17 protein-coding genes are annotated in these 22,925 nt (G+C 61.5%); 5 read left to right on the top strand and 12 right to left on the bottom strand.

Annotation, left to right across the window (positions count from 1 at the left end):
• The 5 genes from Q2941_RS43885 to Q2941_RS43905 form a co-directional block, all read right to left on the bottom strand.
• On the bottom strand, window positions 1–414 hold a 414-nt coding region (locus Q2941_RS43885; protein WP_458196432.1), incomplete at its 3' end, for a hypothetical protein.
• 395 nt (window positions 415–809) lie between these two features.
• Window positions 810–1,334 (bottom strand): DUF3455 domain-containing protein, encoded by a 525-nt coding sequence (locus tag Q2941_RS43890; protein ID WP_027526565.1) that lies wholly within the window; start codon window positions 1,332–1,334, stop codon window positions 810–812.
• A gap of 60 nt (window positions 1,335–1,394) precedes the next feature.
• Complete coding sequence (locus Q2941_RS43895; RefSeq protein ID WP_458196433.1) at window positions 1,395–2,843, bottom strand: HlyD family type I secretion periplasmic adaptor subunit; 1,449 nt, start codon at window positions 2,841–2,843, stop codon at window positions 1,395–1,397.
• On the bottom strand, window positions 2,830–4,971 hold the full coding sequence (locus Q2941_RS43900; RefSeq protein ID WP_027526563.1) for a type I secretion system permease/ATPase: 2,142 nt from the start codon (window positions 4,969–4,971) through the stop codon (window positions 2,830–2,832). Before Q2941_RS43900 ends, Q2941_RS43895 begins: the two co-directional genes overlap by 14 nt.
• A gap of 29 nt (window positions 4,972–5,000) precedes the next feature.
• Window positions 5,001–7,868 carry a beta strand repeat-containing protein gene (locus Q2941_RS43905; RefSeq protein ID WP_458196434.1) on the bottom strand — a complete coding sequence of 956 codons (2,868 nt, stop codon included), beginning with the start codon at window positions 7,866–7,868 and terminating at the stop codon, window positions 5,001–5,003.
• 26 nt (window positions 7,869–7,894) lie between these two features.
• Between Q2941_RS43905 and Q2941_RS43910 the strand changes: the two genes are divergently transcribed.
• A complete protein-coding gene (locus Q2941_RS43910) occupies window positions 7,895–8,026 on the top strand; it encodes a hypothetical protein (RefSeq protein WP_458196435.1) in 132 nt (43 codons plus the stop codon).
• Between the two features lie 226 nt (window positions 8,027–8,252).
• Here the strand turns inward: Q2941_RS43910 and Q2941_RS43915 are convergent, their stop codons facing one another.
• Window positions 8,253–10,724, bottom strand: coding sequence for a two-component system VirA-like sensor kinase (locus tag Q2941_RS43915; RefSeq protein ID WP_027526561.1), 2,472 nt, complete (start codon window positions 10,722–10,724; stop codon window positions 8,253–8,255).
• Window positions 10,721–11,644 carry a cytochrome-c peroxidase gene (locus tag Q2941_RS43920; protein ID WP_458196444.1) on the bottom strand — a complete coding sequence of 308 codons (924 nt, stop codon included), beginning with the start codon at window positions 11,642–11,644 and terminating at the stop codon, window positions 10,721–10,723. Before Q2941_RS43920 ends, Q2941_RS43915 begins: the two co-directional genes overlap by 4 nt.
• 71 nt (window positions 11,645–11,715) lie before the next feature.
• Between Q2941_RS43920 and Q2941_RS43925 the strand changes: the two genes are divergently transcribed.
• Complete coding sequence (locus Q2941_RS43925; protein WP_051390047.1) at window positions 11,716–12,480, top strand: response regulator; 765 nt, start codon at window positions 11,716–11,718, stop codon at window positions 12,478–12,480.
• Between the two features lie 72 nt (window positions 12,481–12,552).
• Here the strand turns inward: Q2941_RS43925 and Q2941_RS43930 are convergent, their stop codons facing one another.
• The 5 genes from Q2941_RS43930 to Q2941_RS43950 all read right to left on the bottom strand — a co-directional run bounded on the left by Q2941_RS43930 (window position 12,553) and on the right by Q2941_RS43950 (window position 19,180).
• The gene (locus Q2941_RS43930; protein ID WP_458196436.1) at window positions 12,553–12,717 is read right to left on the bottom strand and encodes a hypothetical protein; all 165 of its coding nucleotides are present in this window, start codon (window positions 12,715–12,717) and stop codon (window positions 12,553–12,555) included.
• A 672-nt stretch (window positions 12,718–13,389) separates the two neighbouring features.
• A complete protein-coding gene (locus tag Q2941_RS43935) occupies window positions 13,390–14,619 on the bottom strand; it encodes a Gfo/Idh/MocA family protein (protein WP_458196437.1) in 1,230 nt (409 codons plus the stop codon).
• A gap of 36 nt (window positions 14,620–14,655) precedes the next feature.
• The gene (locus tag Q2941_RS43940) at window positions 14,656–16,275 is read right to left on the bottom strand and encodes an ABC transporter ATP-binding protein (RefSeq protein WP_458196438.1); all 1,620 of its coding nucleotides are present in this window, start codon (window positions 16,273–16,275) and stop codon (window positions 14,656–14,658) included.
• A gap of 38 nt (window positions 16,276–16,313) precedes the next feature.
• A complete protein-coding gene (ggt, locus tag Q2941_RS43945) occupies window positions 16,314–17,909 on the bottom strand; it encodes a gamma-glutamyltransferase (protein ID WP_458196439.1) in 1,596 nt (531 codons plus the stop codon).
• A gap of 47 nt (window positions 17,910–17,956) precedes the next feature.
• Window positions 17,957–19,180: an ROK family transcriptional regulator gene (locus Q2941_RS43950; protein WP_458196440.1), complete on the bottom strand. Its 1,224-nt coding sequence runs from the start codon at window positions 19,178–19,180 to the stop codon at window positions 17,957–17,959.
• A gap of 197 nt (window positions 19,181–19,377) precedes the next feature.
• On the opposite strand from Q2941_RS43950, the gene Q2941_RS43955 reads away from it, so the two are divergent.
• From Q2941_RS43955 to Q2941_RS43965, 3 genes are read left to right on the top strand one after another with little or no spacing between them, the layout of a single operon-like run.
• Window positions 19,378–20,889: an ABC transporter substrate-binding protein gene (locus tag Q2941_RS43955; RefSeq protein ID WP_458196441.1), complete on the top strand. Its 1,512-nt coding sequence runs from the start codon at window positions 19,378–19,380 to the stop codon at window positions 20,887–20,889.
• A gap of 54 nt (window positions 20,890–20,943) precedes the next feature.
• Window positions 20,944–21,885: an ABC transporter permease gene (locus tag Q2941_RS43960; RefSeq protein ID WP_458196442.1), complete on the top strand. Its 942-nt coding sequence runs from the start codon at window positions 20,944–20,946 to the stop codon at window positions 21,883–21,885.
• Window positions 21,882–22,754, top strand: a complete 873-nt coding sequence (locus Q2941_RS43965) for an ABC transporter permease (protein ID WP_458196443.1) — start codon at window positions 21,882–21,884, stop codon at window positions 22,752–22,754. Before Q2941_RS43960 ends, Q2941_RS43965 begins: the two co-directional genes overlap by 4 nt.
• Window positions 22,755–22,925 lie beyond the last annotated feature (171 nt).

Here is a 22,925-nt window from a genome sequence, read left to right on the forward strand (position 1 = left end):
CGACTGCGCGACCTCAAACCCGAGCTTGAGCAGTTCGCCGTGGATGCGTGGCGCGCCCCAAAGCGGATTTTCGACGCTCATGCGCCGGATCAAGACGCGCAGCTCCGTCTCGACTGGCGGTCGCCCTCCCCGTGGGCGCGACTTCCAACGCCAGTAGCAGCGAAATCCGGCTCTGTGCCAACGCACAAGCGTCTCAGGCCGGATGATCGTGAGGACCTTCAGGATTGCTGGAAACCAGCGATACAGCTGGATAAAGAACCAGCGATCAAGGTTCGTGAGCCGAAGGCGACTACGCCGCCTGCGTCTCAAGACAATCAACTGATGTCGCAGCACCGCGTTCTCGGCTTCAAGCCGCAACTTCGACCTGAATGGCGAGGCCAGGGCCGCCAGAGCGAAGCAGAACAGCCCGATCATCGCGCCAGCTTAGGCGATTCCAACGCGGTATCACACTCGGATGAGGTTTTTGGTACACACAGCGGCTGATTCTTCTCGTCGCGAGCGGGAAGTGGTCCATCACCTCGGGCCTACCTGCGGCCACCACTCCGCCAGTTGGACGGGTTACGCCGACGCGCTCTTTGAACCTGCACGGTAGTCCGCCGCAAAGTTCGAGCGAATATTTCTGCTTTTCGTGCTCGCTCGCGCAGCTCCTCCAATTCGCGCAAATGAGCAATGAGCTCAGCGGTCGAAAGGCCCAACGCGGCTATCTGCTCCCCAACGGAAGGCATGAGTCACACCCAAGGTCTTTAGCGCTCCATACCTGCAGCAAGAAGGATCTCGTCAGGAAGGTGCGACGGACGGCGGCCGCCGCATTAATTGCTCTTGCGGAGGAACACATAGTCCGCGGTATAGGGGACGCTGAGATATTTGCCCTCACTATCGCATGATCCTTGCGCAACCCCACCCTTGGTATTTTTACGCAGCACGGTAACCGCCTCGGACAGAACGCCCTTGTTGCGGTGGTCAACCACTTCAAGTTCCAGCCACGAAATATCGTTTGCAGTAGGCGCGGGCATGCTCTTGACCACCCTGCCCTTTACTGCGCCACCATCGACGAGCTCCCAACTCGGTCCAGCGTAGTGCCGGCCAACCGATTGGCCGGCGACGATGAGCGTGGCGATGGGCTCACGGAATTGCCACGCCAGCGCGCCGACCGTTCCGGCCGGCTGTGAGGTATTCGGTTTGCATTGGTAGATCTGGGCGCCCTCCGCATGAAACGTTGCGATGACGGTATTCTCGCCGACCGCCGGCGGTTGTGCCCGCGACGCCGCCCCAACAGCCAGCCCAACGTAGACAAGCGAAGAAACGCAAATTAGCACTCTCGAAGAAATCTTCATCGGTCCTCTCGACTTCGTAGGGGGTCAATCATTCAGAAACTGCTCGGAAGATTGTTCAGGCTAGCGCTCGCGGAGCATCTCCTGCCGGTAGCGGCGCAACGGCGACAACAGATAACTCAGGATGGTCCGCGAGCCGGTCTTGATCTCCACCGTCACCGCCATGCCGGGCGACAGATTGACCATCCTGTCGTCGATCTGCATATGCGTGCGATCAAGCGAAATTCGCGCGCTGTAATTCAGCTCCTGGCCCTTCGGCTCACTGCTCTCATTTGAAGGTCCGAGCACCCGCTCGCCGGAACGGTCCTGTGCACGGTCGCGGATCACAGCGTCCTGTGAGACCGAGAGTACCTCGCCGTAAAGCAGTCCATAGCGCGTGAAATTGAAAGTATCGACTTTGATCTCGACCTGTTGCCCGGCATGGACGAAGCCGATATCGGCGTTCGACACCATGGCCTCGATCTCCAGCCGGCTGTCGCTCGGCACCACCACCAGGAGAGGCTGTGCCGGCGTCACCACGCCGCCAACGGTATGCACGGTGAGCTGCTGCACCACGCCGTCCACCGGAGCCGCTAACCGTTGTAGCTTCGTCCTTTGCTCGGCCTTGATCAGATCCTGCGCCAGGCCGTTCGCTTTTTGCTCGGCCTTGGCGAGGTCGTCGGAGATCGTGTGCCGATACTCCGCCGCCGCCTGATTGCGCGTCTCGCGGATCGCGGCAATGGCTGCTTCAGTCTCCTGCAGATGGCTCTTCTGAACGCTAAGCTCCTCCTGTTGCTCGACCAGGAGCTGGAACACCTCGAAATAGTTGAGCTTCGAGCCTAACTCCTTTTCCACGAGCGTCTTGCGGATATCGACGCGCGACTGGACGACGGGGATGATCGTTTCGAGCTTGTGAATTGTCGCCGCGGTCGTGGCTTGTTCGGCTTCCTTCTGCGCCTGTTGACGCGCGAGTGCGCCAACCTTGGCGCGATGCTCGGTCACCTGGTTGAGCAATAGCTGACGCTGGGTGCTGATCAGCTCCAGGTCTGCGCCGGCAGGCGGCACGAAATCAGCCACCGGATCGCCCGAAAGCGCCGCCCCCAACCGCGCGATATTGAGCCGCTCGGCAAGGAGGTCGTTGCGCAGATGATCGCGCTCCGCCTCGTTCGTGGTCGGATCGAGCTCGATCAGGACATCGCCGGCCTTGACCGCCTGACCATCCTGCACCCGAATGGAGCGCACCACGCCGGTCTCGAACGGCTGAATGACCTTGACGCGACCGCTGGGGAGGATTTTTCCGGTCGCCGACGCGACGATATCGATCGTGCCCCACCAAGCCCAAATCAGGGCCATGCAGAACATGAGAATGATGGCGCTTCCGATCGCGCGGCCGATCGGCGATGGTGGTGTCTCCACGATTTCAAGAGCAGCCGGCAGAAACGCCAGCTCTTCGCGGCGCCTCGATCGTGGACCTCGAAACGGGATGACGCGTTGCGCACGCTGTTCCGGCGTCGCGAGTTTAGCCGACCTCATGGAACCCTCCCTGCAACCGATGTAGCGACGCATAGCGGCCGCCGGTCTTTATGAGTGCGTCGTGACTACCGTCCTCGACCAAGCGGCCGCGATCAAACGTCACGATGCGATCCGCCGCCCGCACGGTCGAGAGCCGGTGCGCGATCACCAGTACCGTCCGTCCATTGGCGATTTGCTTCATGTTCTCTTGAATGATTCGCTCGCTCTCATAGTCCAGGGCGCTGGTCGCCTCGTCGAAGATCAGGATTCGCGGGTCGGAGACGAGCGCGCGCGCAATGGCGATGCGCTGGCGTTGGCCGCCAGATAGCGTCGAGCCGCGCTCGCCGACCACGGTGTCGTAGCCCTCTGCGAGTTCGAGGATGAACTCATGTGCTCCCGCAAGCCGGGCCGCCGCGATCACGCGCTCCATCGGCATCGCCGGATCAGCGAGCGCGATGTTGTCACGCACCGAGCGATTGAACAGCGTATTCTCCTGCAGGACGACGCCGATCTGGCGGCGGAGCCAGGCGGCATCGGCCATCGCGAGATCCATTCCGTCGATCAGCACGTGTCCGCGCTCCGGGACGTAGAGCCGCTGGACCAGCTTCGCGAACGTGCTCTTCCCAGAACCGGAGGGCCCGACGATGCCGACGGTCTGGCCTGCCGGTACATCGAACGAGACGTCGCGCAGGACTTCCTGTCCGTCGATTCGATAGCGGAACGAGACGTGGTCGAATTTGATATCTCCCCTGATCGCCGGCAGCCGTGCGCGCCCAGCTGAGTAGGTCGGCTCGGCGGTGGTGTTGAGGATGTCACCAAGTCGGGCAATCGAGAGCCGCGCTTGGTGAAAGTCCTGCCAGATCTGGGCAAGGCGCAGGACCGGCGCGCTCACCCTGCCGGCGAGGATATTGAAGGCGACCAGTTCGCCGACCGAGAGGCTGCCATCGATGACGAGCTTGGCACCACAATAGAGGATAGCTGCGGTCGCGATCTTGCTGACGAGCTGTACCGTCTGGCTCGCACTGTTGCCGAGACTCAGAACCCGGAAACTCGCGGCAATGTAGCCGGCGAGCTGCTCTTCCCAGCGGCGCTGCATCTGCGGCTCGACCGCCATGGCCTTGACCGTCTCGATGCCGGTGACGCTCTCGACCAGGAAGGCCTGGTTCTCGGCACCACGGCGGAATTTTTCATCCAGCCGTCGCCGGAACAGCGGCGTCGCCCCGGCCGAGATCCCGATATAGAACGGAAACGAGCCCAGCACGATCCAGCTCAAGAGCGGCGAATAGAAGAACATCACGCCCAGGAAGACGAAGGTGAAGAACAGGTCGATCAGCAGCGTCAAGGCCGAACTGGTGAGGAAATTGCGGATGTTCTCCAACTCGCGGACCCGCGCGACCGAGTCGCCGACGCGACGCGCCTGGAAATAGGCCATCGGCAAGGCCAGCAAGTGATGAAACAGGCGCGCGCCGAGTTCGGCATCGATGCGGTTGGTGGTGTGCGCAAACAGAAAGGTCCGCAGGATTCCGAGCACGGTCTCGAAAACCGAGATCGTCACCAGCCCAAGCACGAGGACATCGAGCGTGCTCAGCGAGTGATGCACCAGCACCTTGTCAATCACTACCTGGAAGAACAGCGGCGAGACCAAGCCGAGCAGCTGCAGGAAAAACGACGCGACCAGAACTTCGCTCAGAAGATGTCGGTATTTTTGGATCGCCGCCAGAAACCAGGTGATGTCGAACCGGCGGGTGCCATTGGACAATCCAGCGCGGCGGGTCATCAGGATTAGCTGCCCGTCCCAGACGGCAACGAGTTCGTCCCGCGTCATCAAGACAGGCCGGGGCGCCAGCGGCGAGTGCGCCAACACTCTTTCCCCGTCGGACTTGGCGAGCAATAGGAAGCCACCATCGCGCAAGGACGCGATGGCGGGCAGGGGCGTGCTGCCAAGCCGTGACCAGTCAGTCCGGTACGCACGCGCCTTGAGGCCGAGATCCCTGGCGCACCGGAGCATCTCCGCTGCGCCAATCTTGTCGGTTCCGAGCCGATGCCGGATTTGTCCGGCATCGGCCGCAACGCCCTGGAGGTGCAGCAGCGTCACGAGGGCTTCGAGACCTGGGTCGGTCGGTCTTGCGCCATTGGTTACGAGGCTCATGGGTGCTCTCCGGGGCGAGGTCGTTGGCGTCAGGCGGCGTGCGGCTGAGTCAGCAACGGCGGCTGGCTCAACGGCGGCTCGGCGATCGGCGTCGCACCTTGACCTGCTCCCGCCGAGACGAAGCTCGACGCCATGAACTGGCCGAGCACGCTCGTTCTCGCCGAGCCGCCCGGGATAACGGTGTTGTTTCCCGGACCGCCGTCGAGGACATTCTGCGGGCTGCCGCCGATCAGAATGTCATCGCCTGCACCGCCGCTGAGCACCTCGCGGCCGTTGCCGCCGATCAGGACGTCGTTGCCGTCGCCGCCATTGGCGGTAAACAACATGGCGCCTCCAAGTCCCGTTGCATTGATGACGTCATCGCCGCCGAGGCCGTTGATGACAAGGCGATCGGTCGTGGCATCGAAGCCGGTGATCGTCACGTCAGTCGAAAGACCCGACACGGTGACAACACCATTGTTGTCAGTGACGTTGATCACGTCATCGCCGCTGGTCGCGTTGATGACGACTGTATCGGCTTGGCCGTCGCCGACGCCGCTGCCGGGCGTAGCCGACAGGTCGATGGCGATGTCCTTGACGCTCGTCTTGGACAGGTCGTCGACCGTGATGGTGTCAGTGCCGCCGAGAGCGTTGACATCAATGGCCTCCATGTTGGCGAGATTCATCGTGACATTGCCGATGTCGCGGGTAAGCGTCGCTCCCTTGCCATTGGCCGAGATCTCGATGTTCTCGTTGGCACTCGCGCCGTTGAACAACAGCGTGTCGTTGCCCGCGCCGCCGTCGACCGTGTCGCTGCCGTCGCCCGGATTCCAGATGAAGGTGTCATCGCCTGCTCCCATCGAGGCCACGTCATTGCCGCGTCCGCCGATGACGGTGTCGTTGCCCGCGCTACCGGTGATGGTGTCGTTTCCATCGCCGCCGTTGATCGTCAGGTTGACCTGGCCCGGACGAAGGGCGGAAGCGTTGATGATGTCGTTTCCGGCGCCTCCGTTGACGACAACCGAGTCGAGGCCGGCGTCAATACCAGTGATAGTCACCTGCGCAGCCAATCCATTGACGACAACGGACGAGCCATTGCTGACGACACTGATCTTGTCGTCGCCGGCGGTCCCGTTGACGCTCACCATATCGGCCGCGCCGTCGCCCTGACCGTTGCCCAGCGTCCTGGACAGGTCGATTGCGACCTGCTTGGCGTCAGTACCGGAGAGATCACCGACGTTGACGGTGTCGGCGCCGCCCAGCGTGGCGAGCTCAATGTGCTCGATGCCGTTGAGGTCCATGGTAACGGTGCCGACGTCGCGGAACAGTCTCACCCGCGAGCCGTTGGCGGAGATATCGATGTTCTCGGCCACATTGGCGCCGTTGAACACCAGCGTATCGGTGCCGGCCCCGCCCTCGACAATGTCGCTGCCGTCGCCGGGATTCCAGACGAATGTGTCGTTGCCGTTGCCGAGGAAAGCGACGTCGTTGCCGCGGCCCCCGATCACGCTGTCGTTGCCGTCGCCGCCGATCAGGGTGTCGGCGCCCGCGCTGCCGGTGATGGTATCGTTGCCGGCCCCGCCATCGATCGTGAGGCCAATGACACCGGCCGCAAGGCCGACAGCAGTAATGACGTCGTTTCCCGCACCGCCCTCGATTGTGAGCTGGTCGTTGGCACGCTCGGCGCCGGCAATGGTAACGGTTGCGGGCAGACCAGCGACGGTGACCGAGCTTCCCGCGCCTGCCACCTGAATGTTGTCGCTGCCTGCAGTGCCGTTGACGGTGACGCTATCGGCCGCGCCGTCGCCCGCGCTGCTGCCCGGAGTTGCCGCTAGGTCAAGTGCGACTTGCGTGACACCGGTGCCGGTGAGGTCCCCGACCGTGATGTTATCGGCGCCCCGGAGGGCGTTGAAGTCGATGTGCTCGATGCCGTTGAGGTCCATGTCGACGTTGCCGACGTCGCGGGTGAAGCTGACCCGCCCGTGATTGGCCGCGATGTTAATCTTTTCGTTGATGTTGGCGCCGTTGAAGATCAGCGTATCGGTGCCGTCCTGGCCCTCGACGGTGTCGCTGCCGTCGCCCGGATTCCAGACGAAGGTGTCGTCGCCCGCGCCGCCGACCAGCAGATCGTTGCCGCGGCCGCCGATGATGGCGTCGTTGCCGTCCCCTCCCAGCAACGTGTCGTTGCCATCACCGCCGGTGATGGCGTCATTGCCTGCGCCTCCGTCGATGGTGAGGTTGATGAGGCCGGCAAGACCGTTTCCGGCAGTGAAGACGTCATCGCCGCCGTTCATGTTGAGCACTAAGTTCTCGGTGGTGCCGATGTCGAGCGAGAACGGCGCCGGGCTGAGGCGATCGAAGCGCACGCGGGAGCCGTTGGCAGTAAGGGTGAAGATCTCGGAGCCGTTGCCGCCGTTGACTATGGCGGTGTCGATGCCGTCGCCGCCCTCCATCAGATCGGTACCGTCGCCCGGATTCCAGATCATGCGGTCGTTACCTGCCCCGCCGAACATCTGGTCATTGCCGGCGCCGCCAATCAACGTATCGTTGCCGGCGCCGCCGAACAGCAGGTCGTTGCCGCCCTTGCCGATCAGGGTGTCGTCGCCTGCGCCACCGAACAGCTCATCGTTGCCGGAGCCGCCGGCGATGATGTCAACGCCGGCGCCGCCGAACAGCTGAGCGGCGGGGAGTGCGCCATTGGTCTCGTCGAGCGAGATCGTGTCGTTGCCGCCGGTGCCGAACACCTGGATCAGGGAGGTGTTTGCGACCGTCGATGCTCCCCCCGTGATGGCGACCGCGCCGCCGTTGATGAGGATCGTTCCGGCCGCGTCGCGGCTGACGACGATGTTGTTGTTGAGGTTATCGTCGAACACCGAGAGCAGACCGGCAGTCGGGGAGAAACTAGCTTTGATAGCCATGGGTCGTCCTTTCAGGATTTAGGGAAATGATGGATTTGGTTGAATTCGTTCTGATTGTTTCGATGTTCGGCGCACGCAAGCGCCGCTTCATGGGAAGTTCAGAAGAATCCGGCGCTCAGATCGAGGCCGCACGTTGCCAAAAACACTGCAAGGAGTAGGCCCGCTCCGCAAAGCATGGCAATCATACCGAGCGTATCGACGTCAGGCCGGGTTGCTGACGCGCGGGAAGGAACTCCCGCTTTGGTCGCCCGGCCCGCGCCTGGCGAAAGATTCGATCCGATAGCCATTGTCACCTCCGTCATTTGACGCGCGCATCCGCGGTTGCAGGGCCACCAGTTGTGGCGGCCTCGCGCTACGGAAGCATTTCAGGCGAGGGTAATCGTGTTACGGCTGTAACCTGGCGGGCGGTCGCAGGCAGCGCGTCAACGCTGAGGCAAGCTCGGTATGGTCGAGAGGCCAGCGCAGCACCTCGGAGATTCCGGCGTGCGCCAGAACGTCGACGCTGACATCGAGGGTGGAGGCAAGCAGCACGGGCTGCAGCGGGGATATCTCATGCACGGCTCGCGCCAAGTCTACTCCGGTCTGCGGCACCGCGTCGTGACTGACCAGGATGACATCGAATCGACCGGGCGCGGATCGAAATGCTGCAAGGGCGTCAGCCGCAAGCTCAAACCCGACTGGCTCGTATCCCAACGCCGCCAGTTTCTCTTCATCGCGCAGCAGGCGATCGCGCTCGCTCTCGACGATCAACACGGTTTCGCCGCGTCCGAGCGGTGGCGCCGACGGCACGTCTGCCGCGATCGTGCCCGCTGCGACGGAGGGTAGCCAAATCTCGAAGCGGCTTCCGCATCCCGTTTCACTCTGAACATTTATGGCTCCATCATGATCGCGAACGATTTCGCGAACCGTTGCGAGACCGAGACCAGTTCCTGCCACTCGCGTCGTAAAGAACGGTTCGAACATTCGTCGCGCGACACGTTCATCGATTCCCCGTCCGTTGTCGCTTACGGAGAGGCATACATAGCGGCCAGGCGAGAGTTCGCCGTCGTTCATTGCAACCGCGACGGTTACCTGTTCCTGGTTCGCGGCCACGCGGATACAGCCGTTGTCGCTCATCGCCTGCGCGGCATTGGTGCAGAGATTGAGAATGATCTGCTGGAGTTGCGAAGGTTCGCCGAACACGGCGACGCCGGCGGGGACGTCTTCGATCACAAGCTTCACATTCGCCGGCAGAGAAGCCCGTAACAGTGAGGCCGACTCCTCGAGCAGGACACGCATCTGCACCGGTTGGGCACGCCCGTCGGTCCGCCGGCCGAAGGTAAGGATATTGTCGACGAGATCGCGACCGCGCTCGGCCGCACGGCGTATCTCGTCGATATGCTGTGCCGGTTTTGTGCCGCGGGTGAGCTGCGGTTCCGCCATCTCCGAATAACCAAGGATGGCGCCGATGATATTATTGAAGTTATGCGCAATTCCGCTGGCCAGCGATCCCACCATCTGCATGCGGCGCGCTCGTTCGAGCCGCACCGCAAGCTTTGCTCGTTCGCGCTCTAGGAATTCGCGTTCGAGCGCGTTAGCCACGACGTCACCGGCAAGCCGCGCTACCGGGACAGGAGAAATTCTGTTCCGAATCGGCCGGAAGCGGTCAAAACCCATGATGCCTTGGACCCGGCCCGGCCGGATCAGCGGCAAACAGGCCCATGCACGCACACCGGCGCCCATCAGTGCATCCTTGACAGCGCCGGACGGTAAGTCGCTCGTATCGGCAATGGTGACACCGTCCGGTTGATCGGAGCCGAGTTGCTCGGCCACCGCCAGTGCCCGTTGAGGCCAGTTTGGCGGGAACGTCACTCCGTGCTTGGACCATGCGTGCACCCGGACCGGTTTCTCATCGAGCACCACATACGCGCGATCTGCGTCGATGAGCCGGCTGAACTCTCCCAGCACCAGCTTCAGTCGCCCCCCGGTTTCAGCCGGCGAGTAATTGATCAGGCGCGTCGAATTCTCAGCGATGACATGTTCAAAGTCCGCTCGCCGGCGCAAGGCAATGGCGCGAGCACGCAGCCGAAGGCCGAGAAACACGAGTGTGATGAGCAGCGACAGCGACACCAGATATAACAGCAGCCGAAAGCGCTGCTCCGACGCTTCGACAGCCGAGCGATGCTTGGAAAACAATGCGCGGATCGCCTGGAGGTGCTCTCCGCTGGGCACCGCGATGAACGCTTTTAGCGTCGCGTCAACTTCAGGCAGCAGACCATACAGCAAACGAGCATGCGCCAACATTGCCCGTGCCACTTCCGCTTCGGGTCCGGTCGCGGGCGTTTGGACGGCCAACTGGTCGATACGCTCCTGCAGCGCCTTCAGAGCGTCGGATGACGTGTCGCGCGCGAGATAGAGGATCGCCGCTGCTAGCTCGCCGGCTGCGGGGGCGAGCTGCGTGTCTTGCACGCGGAAGGCCGGGCTTGTGCTGAGAAGACCGACATAGGACAGTGAATTCTGCAAAAGCGCGTTGCTGGTCTTGAAACGCTCCATCAACTCTTCCTGCCGAACAACCGCGGCTTCAAGCAGGTCAAGCGACGCCATATCGAGGCGCTCAGCCTTTGCATGGGCACGCAGCCGACCGACCGCCTCCTCCATCGCCTGCGCGCTGCTCTCGAAGGTGTCATAGTCACGAAGCAAGCCGGTCCGCGCCTGCAGAACGTCGCGGTGGAGCGACGCCTCGGCAAGCGCGTAATCGTCAAAGGCCTGCAGCGCAGCAGTATACGCCGGCGCGTTGGAGTCGATCCCCCGCAGCAACAGCCAAGTGAGCAGAGCGAGCAGCAGCGAGACTCCGAGCGCGCCCGGCAAGTTCCTCATGGCCGCACGATACTTGTGCCGGGTGTGGCGGCGAAAGGCCGCACCGCCCGGTCGCGATAATTTCCAGTCAGCGTGTTGAGGAAGGCGACGATGACGGCGATTTGCTGATCAGTCAGCACGCGGTCGAGCTGGGCGATGCCCATCGCCTTCACTGCCTCGGCCAGCGTCGGCGCGCTGCCGTCGTGGAAATAGGGTGGCGTGGTCGCGACGTTGCGCAAGCTTGGAACGCGAAGCAGTTCGGGAGCCGGCGAACCGAGCGGATGGAAAACACCGTGCCTCTGAAACATGTTGCCACCGACGTTGACCCCCTGATGACAGGCGACGCAGCCAAGTGACTTGAACATATGATAGCCGGACAACTCCGCCGGAGTGATCGCGTCCGCTTCTCCCGTGAGCCAGCGGTCGAAGCGACTGTTCGGCGTAACGAGAGAGCGTTCATAGGAAGCAATAGCATCCAAAACGGAGGCGGCGTCGGGCTCCTTGCCATAGGCGTCGCGAAACTGTTTCACCATTTCGGGATCGGTACGCATCTTATCGACGACTTCGTTGGGGCTCGACGCCATGATCGCGGGGTTGTGAAGGCTGTGCTCGGCTCCTTGTTCAAGTGAGCGAATATTTCCTTCCCAGTTGAGACGAAAATTCAAGCTTGCGTTGAAGACCGTTGGCGTGTTGAGGACCAGCGGCTGGCCATCCGGAGTGTCGCTCACATTGGCACTGGCACCGTTGGTCCCTATATCGTGACACGATGAACAACTATGTGTGTTATTGTGAGATAAGCGCTTGTCACTGAACAATTTCTCTCCGAGCAAGACACGCGGAAGCTCTTGGGCGGGGACAACCGGGATTGGCGTGATCGGCTCCTGGCCGGCGTGAGCCTGAGGGATTGGCCATTGAGCGGCTGCAGACCAGGCGGTAACCAAGTAAACGAAAACCAATAGGATTCTGCGCCTGCAAACCGCTGCGGGAGGCATCACTGGAAGGGTTGAACATGATGGGCGGTTCATCGTCGACAGACGCAAGCCTTCGCGGAAGCACTGATCGTCAGGTATGTGTTCTCGTCGTGGAGGACGACCCTGCATTGCAGCGCATGATCCTAAACTATTTCGGAGAAAACAACATCCGTACCCTGGTGGCATCCAACCGCCACGAGATGATCGATAAACTCGGCGGCACCGAGGTGAATTTGGTGATCCTCGATCTCCGGCTCGGGCTCGAGGATGGCCTCGATCTGCTGCGAGAGGTCCGGTTGAGCTCCGACGTGCCGGTCATCATTATTACAGGTCATCGCCGTGACGACATCGATCGTGTGGTCGGACTAGAGCTCGGCGCCGATGACTACGTGACCAAGCCGTTCAATCTTCGTGAATTGCTTGCGCGTGTCCGAGCGGTTTTGCGGCGGCTTGATGTTGGACGGACAATGCCGGCGCGAGAACCAGAACGCGGCCATTTTCGATTTGCCGGGTGGAAGCTCGACCGCAGGTCCCGGCAACTCACCGATCCGACCGGAGTGCTGGTAACATTGACCAAAGGTGAATACGCATTGTTGATCGCGTTTCTCGAAGCGCCGCAGCGTTCGCTCAGCCGCGAGCACCTGCTGCAGGCGACCCGCGTCCACGAGGACGTCTTTGACCGCAGCATCGACGTGCAGATTCTTCGCCTTCGGCGCAAGCTCGAACGCGATCCGAGCGCACCGCGCGTGATCCAGACCCAGCGTGGTGTTGGGTACGTATTTTCCGTTCCAGTCACTCGGAGTTGAGGGGCGCATCCGTGCTTTGTGTGTCGCCGGCGCGGATGAGCAGTAAGGACTTAGAGCTGATCGCATCTCATATCAGCCGCGCGCCGGTAGACCGGAAAAAGACAATTGGCCGGCCGGGTGCGTATGAATAGCCATGGCCATGCCCGTTCCAATCACCAAACCTATCCCACAAACCAAAGCCAGCGCGGCCAGAGGGCGGCGCTCGATGACGGAATTGATCCTGGACAGCCACGCCATTTGTCTTCCTTCCATCTGTCGCCGCGAGGGCGGATCGAACCGAGTTGTGCGATCGACCAGGCCTAGAGTGATTGCCCAGCACTACACAACAATTTCAGACATGGAGGATCGGGTTACGGTTGTAACACACCGCGGACGAACCAGCGCGTTCGTTCCATCGAAGCGCGCGCCGCCTTCATAACTGCCGCTTGCTGTGAAATTCGTCTCTGAAAGCATCCGGCGCCGCCGGCAACGGTTGGCCCGGCGGCATAGGATGGGGAACAAGTAGCCGGGGAGCGACTCGAACTCCCGACACGATTCTCTGTTCTCACTGCAACCACTAGAGCCATTTTCGGTAGGTCGAACAGCAGAACTGTGGTCGCGACGAGCATGGTCAGCGCCTGAGTCACGCGCGAGTACCCCGCCCGCTCGGTCTAACTGTCGTCATCGCAGGCCGAGAAACAAATGCCCGCACTCGCCGTCAATGGATTTTTCTTGACCTCCCGGCGCACATGTCGTGCACACGCTGCCTTCTAACCCGCTGAAACTTTGAACTCTCGGTCCAGTCCATCATGGGGAAGTTTGAGCTAGCCACGGCCGACGAGATCGAGGCCAATCAAATACGGTCCGCTTTGCGCCGGAGGCTGCCGGTCCAGACTATGCGTCAAAGCACACTTTGTCGCGACCATGCCGTCACCGGGCTACTCGCGGAATGTATTGCTCAAGCTCCGGATCCGGGAAATGCACCGTGCGACCGAGTTCAGCTGACCGGTAGAGTCCCATGAGAATTTCCATAACGCCAACTCCATCATCGAATGTTTCAGCCGGACTGGTGCCTCGCCTAAATGCTTCGACCATGTGGCGGTTTTCGTCCGTATAGCCGTAGATGCCGGCTTCGTCCTCGACCACCGGCATCAAGCCTTGCTCCGCATTCTGCTTTTCGACGAGATCCTCGCCCTCCGATCCCGACAATGCGCGGGACAGGAATATCCTGAGGCCCGTCGAGAGTGATGAGAACTCCATCGAATATTCGGGCCCGAGCAATTCCAGCTGGATACGCAAGCCGGCCCCAACATAGGTCCACGAGGTTGTCGCCTCGATCATCACCTGGTGCCCCTCCTCGTCTTCCATTGTCAGAATGCCGCGCGCAAAGTCTTCGACTGGACGTTTGTTGAAATCGACTCCCATCCGCGTCTTAAGATCGGCCGCATAGCGTGGTCGCGTCCACTTGAGATTGGCCGTCGTTGCACTGGCACTGACCAACCGCAAGCTGTCGCGACTCGCGCCAGGGGCCGTCAGCAAGAACCGTGCGACCTCGACTGAATGGCACATCATATCGGACAGCACTCCGCCGCCCTGCTTGTTGCCTTGCCAGAACCACGGCTCGTGCGGTCCGGAATGTTCTTCGGCTGCGCGGGCAAGATACGGGCGCCCGCTTCCTGGTACGGCGCGCCGCCAAATGATGTCCTTGCCACGCGTTACTGCGGTCGAAAACAATTGGTTTTCCAGATAACCATGAAGCAAGCCGGCATCCTCGACGAGCCTGCGCATCTCACGTGCCTCTGCAAGGGTGCGCGCCAGCGGCTTTTCACAGGCAACCGCGCGCAGGGGAGCCCCCGCCTTGGTCACCCGGTGAATGTCGCGCATGACATCGAGGCGGGTATCGTTCGGCGTCAGAAGCCAAAGCGCATCGATCTCTCCGGACGTAGCCATCGCCTCGATGCTGTCAAACACATGCGCCGGTCCAAGTCCAAGACTGCGCGCCTTGTCCGCGATGCGCGTTCGCCGCTCGACAGAACGACTGTAAACGCCGCCGATACTGACGTTGCGCACACCGAGCATCGACTGCAGATGGAACGCGGCAATAAAGCCGCTTCCGATGAGACCGATGCGCAACACCGGAAGTTCCTTGAATTTCTGCATTTCAGAGACCTCTTCAATGACAACTGCGGCCTTGAATCAATGAGACGCTCTCCGCTGCCGCCCCGGAATCGCGGCCAACAATGTCTGGGTATAAGGATGCTCCGGCCGGCTCAGCAGTTCTTCTGTCGGCCTGACCTCAACGATTTCGCCATGCCACATCACCGCGATCCGATCGCAGACCTGGGCCGCGACGTTGAGATCGTGCGTTATGAAAAGTACGGCCAGCCGCAACTCCGCCTTCAGTGTCTCCAGCAGCGCGAGCACTTGCGCCTGGACCGAAACATCGAGCGCCGACACCGGCTCGTCGGCCACGAGCACCTCCGGATCGAGCGCAAGTGCGCGCGCAATGCCGATCCGCTGGCGCTGCCCACCGGAGAATTCATGAGGGTAGCGTCGCGCCGCGCTGGGATCTAGGCCGACCAGCGCTAGCAGCTCCTCGGCACGGGCGAAAGCCTGCGGCGCAGGAACGCCATGCGCAATCGGCCCATCGGCAATGATTCGTCCGACGCGACGACGCGGATTGAGCGAGGCGAATGGATCCTGGAACACCATTTGAATGTGCCTGCGGGCGGACCGCAAGCCCTGTCCACGAACCTCGGAGAAGTTCAGCTCGCCGATGCGCACGACCCCTGCGTCAGCATCGGTAAGACGCATTACCAACCGGCCGATCGTGCTCTTGCCGGACCCCGACTCTCCGACCAGACCGAGCGTTTCGCCGCGACGGATTTCGAAACTCACGCTCTTTACAGCGGCGACTTCAGTCTGCGGACTGAACCAGTCGTTAGTTCGGTACGTCTTCACAAGCCCCGAAGCTGCGCATGCGATTGGCTCATGCTCGGTCTGGATTCGTGCCGGCGGTATCCCGTGCGGCACGGCGGCGAGCAACCGCCGCGTATAGGAGTGCTGTGGGCGTTCGAGCACCTCCTCGACCGGGCCCTGTTCCACCACGCGGCCCTTCTCCATCACCGCAACGCGGTCCGCAATGTCGGCGACGACCCCGAAATCGTGGGTAATGAATAGCACCGCCATGCCGCGCCGCTGCTGGATCTCGCGGATAAGCCGAAGAATCTGCGCCTGTGTGGTGACGTCAAGCGCCGTTGTTGGTTCGTCTGCCACCAGGATCGAGGGTTCAAGCGCCAGAGCCATTGCGATCATTGCGCGCTGACGCTGCCCGCCAGACAACTGATGCGGATAGCTCCGGATGATGCGCTCCGGATCGCGCAAGCCAACCTCCTCGAGAAGTGCGCGCACACGCACATGTCGTTCGGCTGGTGTGAGCTGCTTGTGCGCCTCGAATGCCTCCATGATCTGGTCGCCGATTCTGATCACAGGATTGAGCGCTGTCATCGGCTCCTGAAAGATCATAGCGATACTTTGGCCGCGCAATGTCCGCCACTTTGCAGGGGACAGATTGAGCAGATCGCGCCCCTCGAATCGAATGGTTCCCGCTGTCAGACGAATGTCCTTGGACAGCAGCCCCATTACTGCCGAGGCGCAGACCGATTTGCCGGAGCCGGATTCACCGACAACGCAAAGGATCTGTCGCGGATGCAAGGTCAGAGAGACGTCCTCGACGGCAAAGGCGCGATCCGCGCCTGAAGGCAGCGCCAGAGTCAGGTGCTCGATCGACAGGACCGCCTCTGCCGTTTCGTTCATGTCTTCCGATCCAGCATTTGCGTTCCTCCTCATTCCGCTCAGACCGCCAGCGCGATACCGTCCTTGCGATGATCGGACGCGCCAAACATGACACCTCGGGAAACGTCGAGGTGGACGGCTTGACAACCTCCGAGCGGCTCGTCCGCCCAAATCACGCGATGACCGCGCCGGATCAACTCGTCAGCGACGGAGGCTGGAATCGTCGGCTCGAGCGTCAGCGCACCATCGAAGGCAAAGCTTCGCGGCGTATCCGACGACTGCTGAACGTCGAGACCGCGATCAAGCACGCCGCTCAGGATCTGCATGTGCCCGGCAGCCTGATATTGTCCACCCATGACGCCAAACACCATGATTGGCTTACCGCCTTTCGCCAGAAGGCCTGGAATGATGGTGTGAAAGGGGCGCTTTCGCGGCGCGATTGCATTGGGATGTCCCGGGACGAGGGAAAATCCCGCGCCGCGATTCTGTAGCAGAACACCCGAACGAGGAGCGTAGAGGCCGCTGCCGAAGGCGAAGAACAGCGAATTGATCAAAGATACCATGTTGCCATCGCGGTCGACGACCGCCACATAGGCCGTGTCGCGATGGACCGGCATATCGAACGCGGCCGGCGCGCTCGCGCGCTCTCTGCTGATGCAGGCACGCAATGCCGCGACTGATCGCTCCGGTAGGAGCGCGTCGGCGTCGAGCGGACGGAATGCCGGATCGGCAACGAGCGCATCGCGCTGCCGGTAGGCCGCTTTGGTCGCCTCGGCAAGGAGATGAATGCGGTCCGCCTCGCTGAGGGCGGGGTCGGCCATGTCGAAGCCGGCGAGAATGCGGGCAATCAGCAGCGCTGCAATGCCCTGACCATTGGGCGGGCATTGCCAGATTTGATGGTCGCGGTAGTCGGCACTGATCGGCACAACATAGTCCGATCTGGCGCTCGTTAAATCTTCAAGCTCCATCAGCCCACCAAGGTCCCTCAGCGTTGCGACGATTTCCTCTGCAACAGCCCCCTTATAAAACGCGTCACGTCCTTCGCGAGCGATCCGGCGCAGCGTGGCGCCGAGTGCAGGATGGTTGAGTTTGCTGCCGACGACGGGCGCAGTTCCACGGGGCAGATAGACTGGTACGCCGGTCCGGTGTCGCTCGAGGCGACCGGCATAGCGAGCCCAGTCCAGCGCGGCGCGAGGGGTAACCACGAAGCCGCTTTCTGCCGCGCGGATCGCGGGCGCCAGAACTTCGTCCATGCCTTTCGAACCATAATCGGCGGAGAGCCGGCACCAGGCGTCAACGGCACCCGGAACGGTAACTGCATGGGGTGAATCGTCAGGGATGGATGTCAGTCCCTGTTGCCGAAACCAATCGAGGTCGGCCTTCAGCGGGGCTCTGCCCGAGCCGTTGATGGCCACCGGCTTGCCGGATGCAGGGGCATAGATCGCGAAACAGTCACCGCCGATGCCGGTCATGTGCGGATCAATGACCCCCTGGAGCGCGATCGCCGCGATAGCGGCATCGACGGCGTTGCCGCCGCTGCGCAGGATCTCCACCGCAGTCAGCGTAACGGCCGGATGAGACGTCGCGGCCATGCCCCGGTCGCCCACCGCCAGCGACCGCCCAGGTACCATGAAATCGCGTTGTCGCCAGCTCATGCCGTTCTCCGACTGTTGGGGCCGCTCAACGCTGATGGAGTATTCTGTCATGCGGCGACTTCTTCTGCCGCGAAGGGCAAGGTCAGCGGGCCAGCATCCCTGCCGATGCCGAACAGAGAGCGGTGCACAAGGTCGATCGCGCTGCCGATCGCGCCGATCAGTGTGGCGCGACTACCGAGCGCACTCAGCTCGATACGGACCGGCTGGCGCATACAGCGTCCGAGGTATTCGTCGATGCGGCGCTTCAACTCGGGCCGGGCGCCAATACTGCCGCCCACGATGATGATTTCTGAATCGAGCACGCTCTGCACGGCAAGGATGGCGCTCGTCAGGATGCGGCCGATCTCGTCGACCGTGATACGGGCGGCTTCCTCGGTGTCGAGCCGCTCGAAGATATCGCGCACCGTGCTGCCGAGCGAGCCGCCGAGTCCAACATAACGCTCGACAATGCCGGCGCTGCCGACGGCGGTTTCCAGCGTACCCAACCGCAGACCACGTGCGTCGTAAGGATCACCACCGAGTGGTAGGTAGGCGATTTCGCCGGCCGCGCCACGTGCGCCGCGCACGAGATAGCCATCCGAAAAGATGCCCATGCCGATACCTGTACCGACAGCGATAAAGGCAAAGCTGCGAACCTTCCGACTGCTGCCGCGCCAATGCTCCCCGATCGCGGCAAGATTGACGTCGTTCTCGATGACAACCTCGATGCCGAGTTGCTCGCGCAATGCGGCTCTCACGTCCAAGCTGTCCAGGCCGGGAATGTTGGGCGCTATGACAATGCTGCCTGACACTGGATCAACCATGCCCGGACTTCCCATCACGCCGCCGCGCAAACGCTGTGCCGGTACACCCGCCTGCTGAAGCAGCGCATCCTTCATTCGCACGATCTGAGCGACAACAGCATGGCCACCGTCGTTGGACGTCGGTTCTATGCTCTCGGCAACGATCTCACCGTGCAGGTCGGCAAGTGCGACATGCAATTTCGTACCACCGAGGTCGATGCCCAGCACAAAGGCGGCATCTCGCCGAAGCGCGTAAGTCACCGCGCTCCTCCCAACGCTGCCCTGGATTTGCCCGTCCTCGTGCACCCAGCCTTCGCGTTCGAGTTCGCGCATCACTTCCGAGATGGTCTGCTTGGACAGGCCCGTGCCGCGCGCGATTTCAGCACGCGAGACCGAGCGATCACGCAGCAAACGCTGAACTACAAGACGCACGGACTGTTGCCGCGCAATGGGAGAAGACGGAACATCTTGCATGAAGCGCGCGTCCAATTAGTCAATTAGTAGAACTAAAGTGCTATACGTTGTCCCGTCAAGAGGGCGTCTATGAGTTCTTCTGGCACATTTTCGCTGAAATTCACAGGCTTGTTGAGGGTCACCAACCGTATTTGTTCGCGATATTTACAAATTGATCCGCTCATGCTTGTCTTGCCGCCGGGAGCAAGCCTAGGGACGAAAGGATCGCCGTAATGAATCGGATCGGATTGGCGCTGGCGGCATTTCTCACGATTGCATCTGGCCTGGCCTCGGCTGATGCCGCGACGCTGCGGGTCGGCATTCAGGACGATCCCGATGCACTCGACCCCGCGCTCAGCGGCACTTACGCCGGACGCTTCGTATTCGCGGCCCTATGCGACAAGCTCGTCGATATCTCGCCTGACCTCAAGATCGTGCCGCAACTGGCGGAGGCTTGGGACTGGTCTGCGGACGGCAAGTCAATCACCTTCACACTGCGCAAGAACGTCACCTTCCACGATGGCACCTCGTTCGACGCAGCGGCGGTCAAATTCAACATCGAGCGCATGAAGACGATGCCGGATTCCAAGCGCAAGGCCGAGCTTGCGCCGATTCAAGACGTTGAAGCGCTCGCGGCGGACAAGGTGAAGTTGAACTTGTCCGAGCCATTCGTTCCCCTGCTTGCCAATCTCAGTGATCGCGCCGGCATGATGTTGTCGCCCAAGGCCGCCACAGAAAAAGCCGGCGAGTTTGCCGCCGCCCCGGTCTGTGCCGGTCCGTATCAATTCGTCGAGCGGAAGTCGCGCGATCTCATTCGCGTCAAGAAATATCCCGGTTACTGGAATGCCGGACAGATCGGCTATGATGAGGTCGTCTACTCCTACGTGCCTGATTCAACGGTACGATTGTCGCGGTTGCGGGCGGGTGATCTCGACCTCGCCGAGCGAATCGCGCCGACCGACCTCAAGACCGTGCGCGACGACGCGAATCTCGTTCTGCATTCCGGCCAGGGACTTGCTGTTTCGCATCTGATGTTCAACGTCGGTGCAGGTACGAAGGCTGATACGCCGCTCGGCAAGAACTCGACATTGCGCCAAGCCTTTGAGCTGTCGATCGACCGCAACGTCATCAATCGCGTCGCCTTCAACGGCGAATTCCTCGCGGACAACCAGATGATCCCGCCGTCCTCTCCCTTCTACGACAGCGCGCACAAGGCCCCTACTCGCGACATAGCGAAGGCGAAGGCGCTGATTGCCGCCGCGGGGATGACCCGCGTACCGATCGAAATCCAGTTCGAGAACACGGCCGGAGATTCCCGGGTTGCGCAAATCATTCAGTCGATGGCGGCCGAAGCGGGTTTCGACGTCAAGCTGTTACCGATGGAGACCACGACGGCAATCGAGCGCTACATGAACGGCAATTTTGAAGCTTACATCGGCAACTGGAGCGGCCGCGCGGATCCGGACCCAACCCTGGTCGCCTTTTTCAGTTGCGCAGGCTCCCAGAACGTCAACAAGTACTGCAACAAGGATCTCGATGCGATCCTGAATCAAGCCCGAGCGGAGGCCGACGACGCCAAACGCAAGGCGCTCTACGTCAAGGCGACGGATATCTATCTCAGGGACCTATCGTCGATCCCCCTCCATCACCCAAACTGGTTCTTTGCAGCTCGCAAATCGGTCAGTGGCATAGTCATGGTCCCCGACGGTCTTCTGCGTCTGGTCGGTGTAAGGCCCGTGAATTGATGCAAACCGCTCCAACATGCAGCACCGCGGCCAAGTGAGGAACAGTCTGCCTCCATGAAGACTCTGGTTCTGCGCCGGCTCGCCGTCTTGTTACCGACCTTGTTGCTGGTGTCGATTATGGTGTTCGGACTGCAGAAGCTGCTGCCCGGCGATCCCGCGCTGGCGCTGGCCGGAGAAGAACGCAATCCCGAAGTCGTGGAATACCTTCGGCAGAAATATCGCTTCAATGATCCGATCCCGGTGCAGTACGGCGTCTGGCTGAAATCGGTGATCCAGGGTGATTTTGGCACGTCGGTGCGCACCCGCTTGCCGATCGGCAGGATGCTGGCGGAAAAACTGCCGGTAACGATTGAGCTCGCGATCCTCTCGATGCTGGTCGCTCTGCTTGTCGGATTGCCGATCGGAATCTTCGCTGCGCTGTGGCGAGGAACATTTCTCGACTACGGCGCGAGCCTATTCGGACTGGCCGGCCTGTCGATTCCACACTTCTGGCTCGGGATCATGCTCATCCTCTTGTTCTCGGTTAACCTCGGCTGGCTGCCCGCGGGAGGTTTCGTCCCGCCGTCTGAAAGCGTAGGGCGAAACCTACTTGCGATGCTAATGCCTGCTTTAGTGCTGGGTACGGGTACCGCCGCGGTCATGATGCGCCATGTCCGCAGCGCGATGATCCAGGCCATGAAGCAGGACTATGTGCGTACGGCCCGCGCCAAGGGTGTCCGCGAAGGCACCATTGTGCTGCGCCATGCGCTGCCGAATGCGCTGATCCCGGTAGTGACTCTGGGCACGTTGCAATTCGGAGAGCTCCTGGCCGGAGCGGTACTGACGGAGCAAGTCTTTTCGATACCTGGTTTTGGCAAGATGGTCGTTGATGGCGTGTTCAGCCGCGACTATGCAGTGGTTCAGGCAGTTGTGCTCTGCACTGCAGCTGTCTTCCTGCTGATGAGCCTGATTGCCGACGTGGCTTATGCCCTGCTCAACCCGAGGCTTCGATCATGAGCGCGATTGAAGCGGAGCCGGTTGCACTTCCAGCCCATCGACGTGGCCGTTCGGAGCTGCGCCGGCTGCTCCGCGAGCCTTCTGCGGTGATCGGCGGCGCGATCATTCTGTTCTTCGCCGTGCTCGCTGTGTTCGCATCATGGCTCGCCCCCTACGATCCAAACGCGCCGGATTGGATGGCCATTCGCGCCGCGCCCAACGCAATCCATTGGTTTGGTACGGATGATCTCGGTCGAGACGTACTCTCCCGCGTCGTCTTTGGCACGCAAGCCTCGCTTGCCGCCGGCATGATCTCCGTCACTGTAGCAGTCTTGATCGGCCTTCCTCTGGGTCTCATCGCCGGCTATTTTGGCGGTATCGTCGACATGGTGATATCGCGCCTCGCAGACGCTCTGCTCGCCTGCCCCTTTCTCGTTCTTGCGATTGCACTGGCCGCGTTCCTCGGTCCCAGCCTTGAGAATGCGATGATCGCAATCGGCATTTCCGCCGTTCCGGTATTTGTCCGCGTTGCGCGTGCCGAGACACTGGTTGTCCGAACGGAGGATTACATCGCGGCGGCCCGTTCCCAAGGGCTTGGTCATTTCGCCATCTTGGCAGGGCAAGTGCTACCAAATGTTCTCGCGCCGACGATCGTGCAGGCGACACTCACGATGGCCATTGCAGTTCTGGCCGAAGCGAGTCTTGCTTTCCTTGGTCTTGGTCAACTTCCTCCGGCTCCCTCCTGGGGTGCCATGCTCGATGTGGCGAGGCAGTTTCTCAGCGAGGCGCCATGGATGGCATTCTGGCCCGGCCTCGCAATCATCGCTCTCGTAATCGGCTTCAACCTGATCGGTGATGGTCTGAACAGTGCTTTAAATCCCAGACACTAGCCGAATGCCTAGATAAATTGCCGGCCTATCCCGGGCGTCTGTTCTTGAGCCTCTCGACGCGCTCCAGGCACGTGTGCCTACCGTAAATCACATTCGGCCATATTGATGGTGCAGTCCGCCTAGGATCGGTCGGCATACGATATTCCCGACTCGCTCAACACCGCGAGGAAC

Source organism: Bradyrhizobium sp. UFLA05-153 (assembly GCF_054185185.1).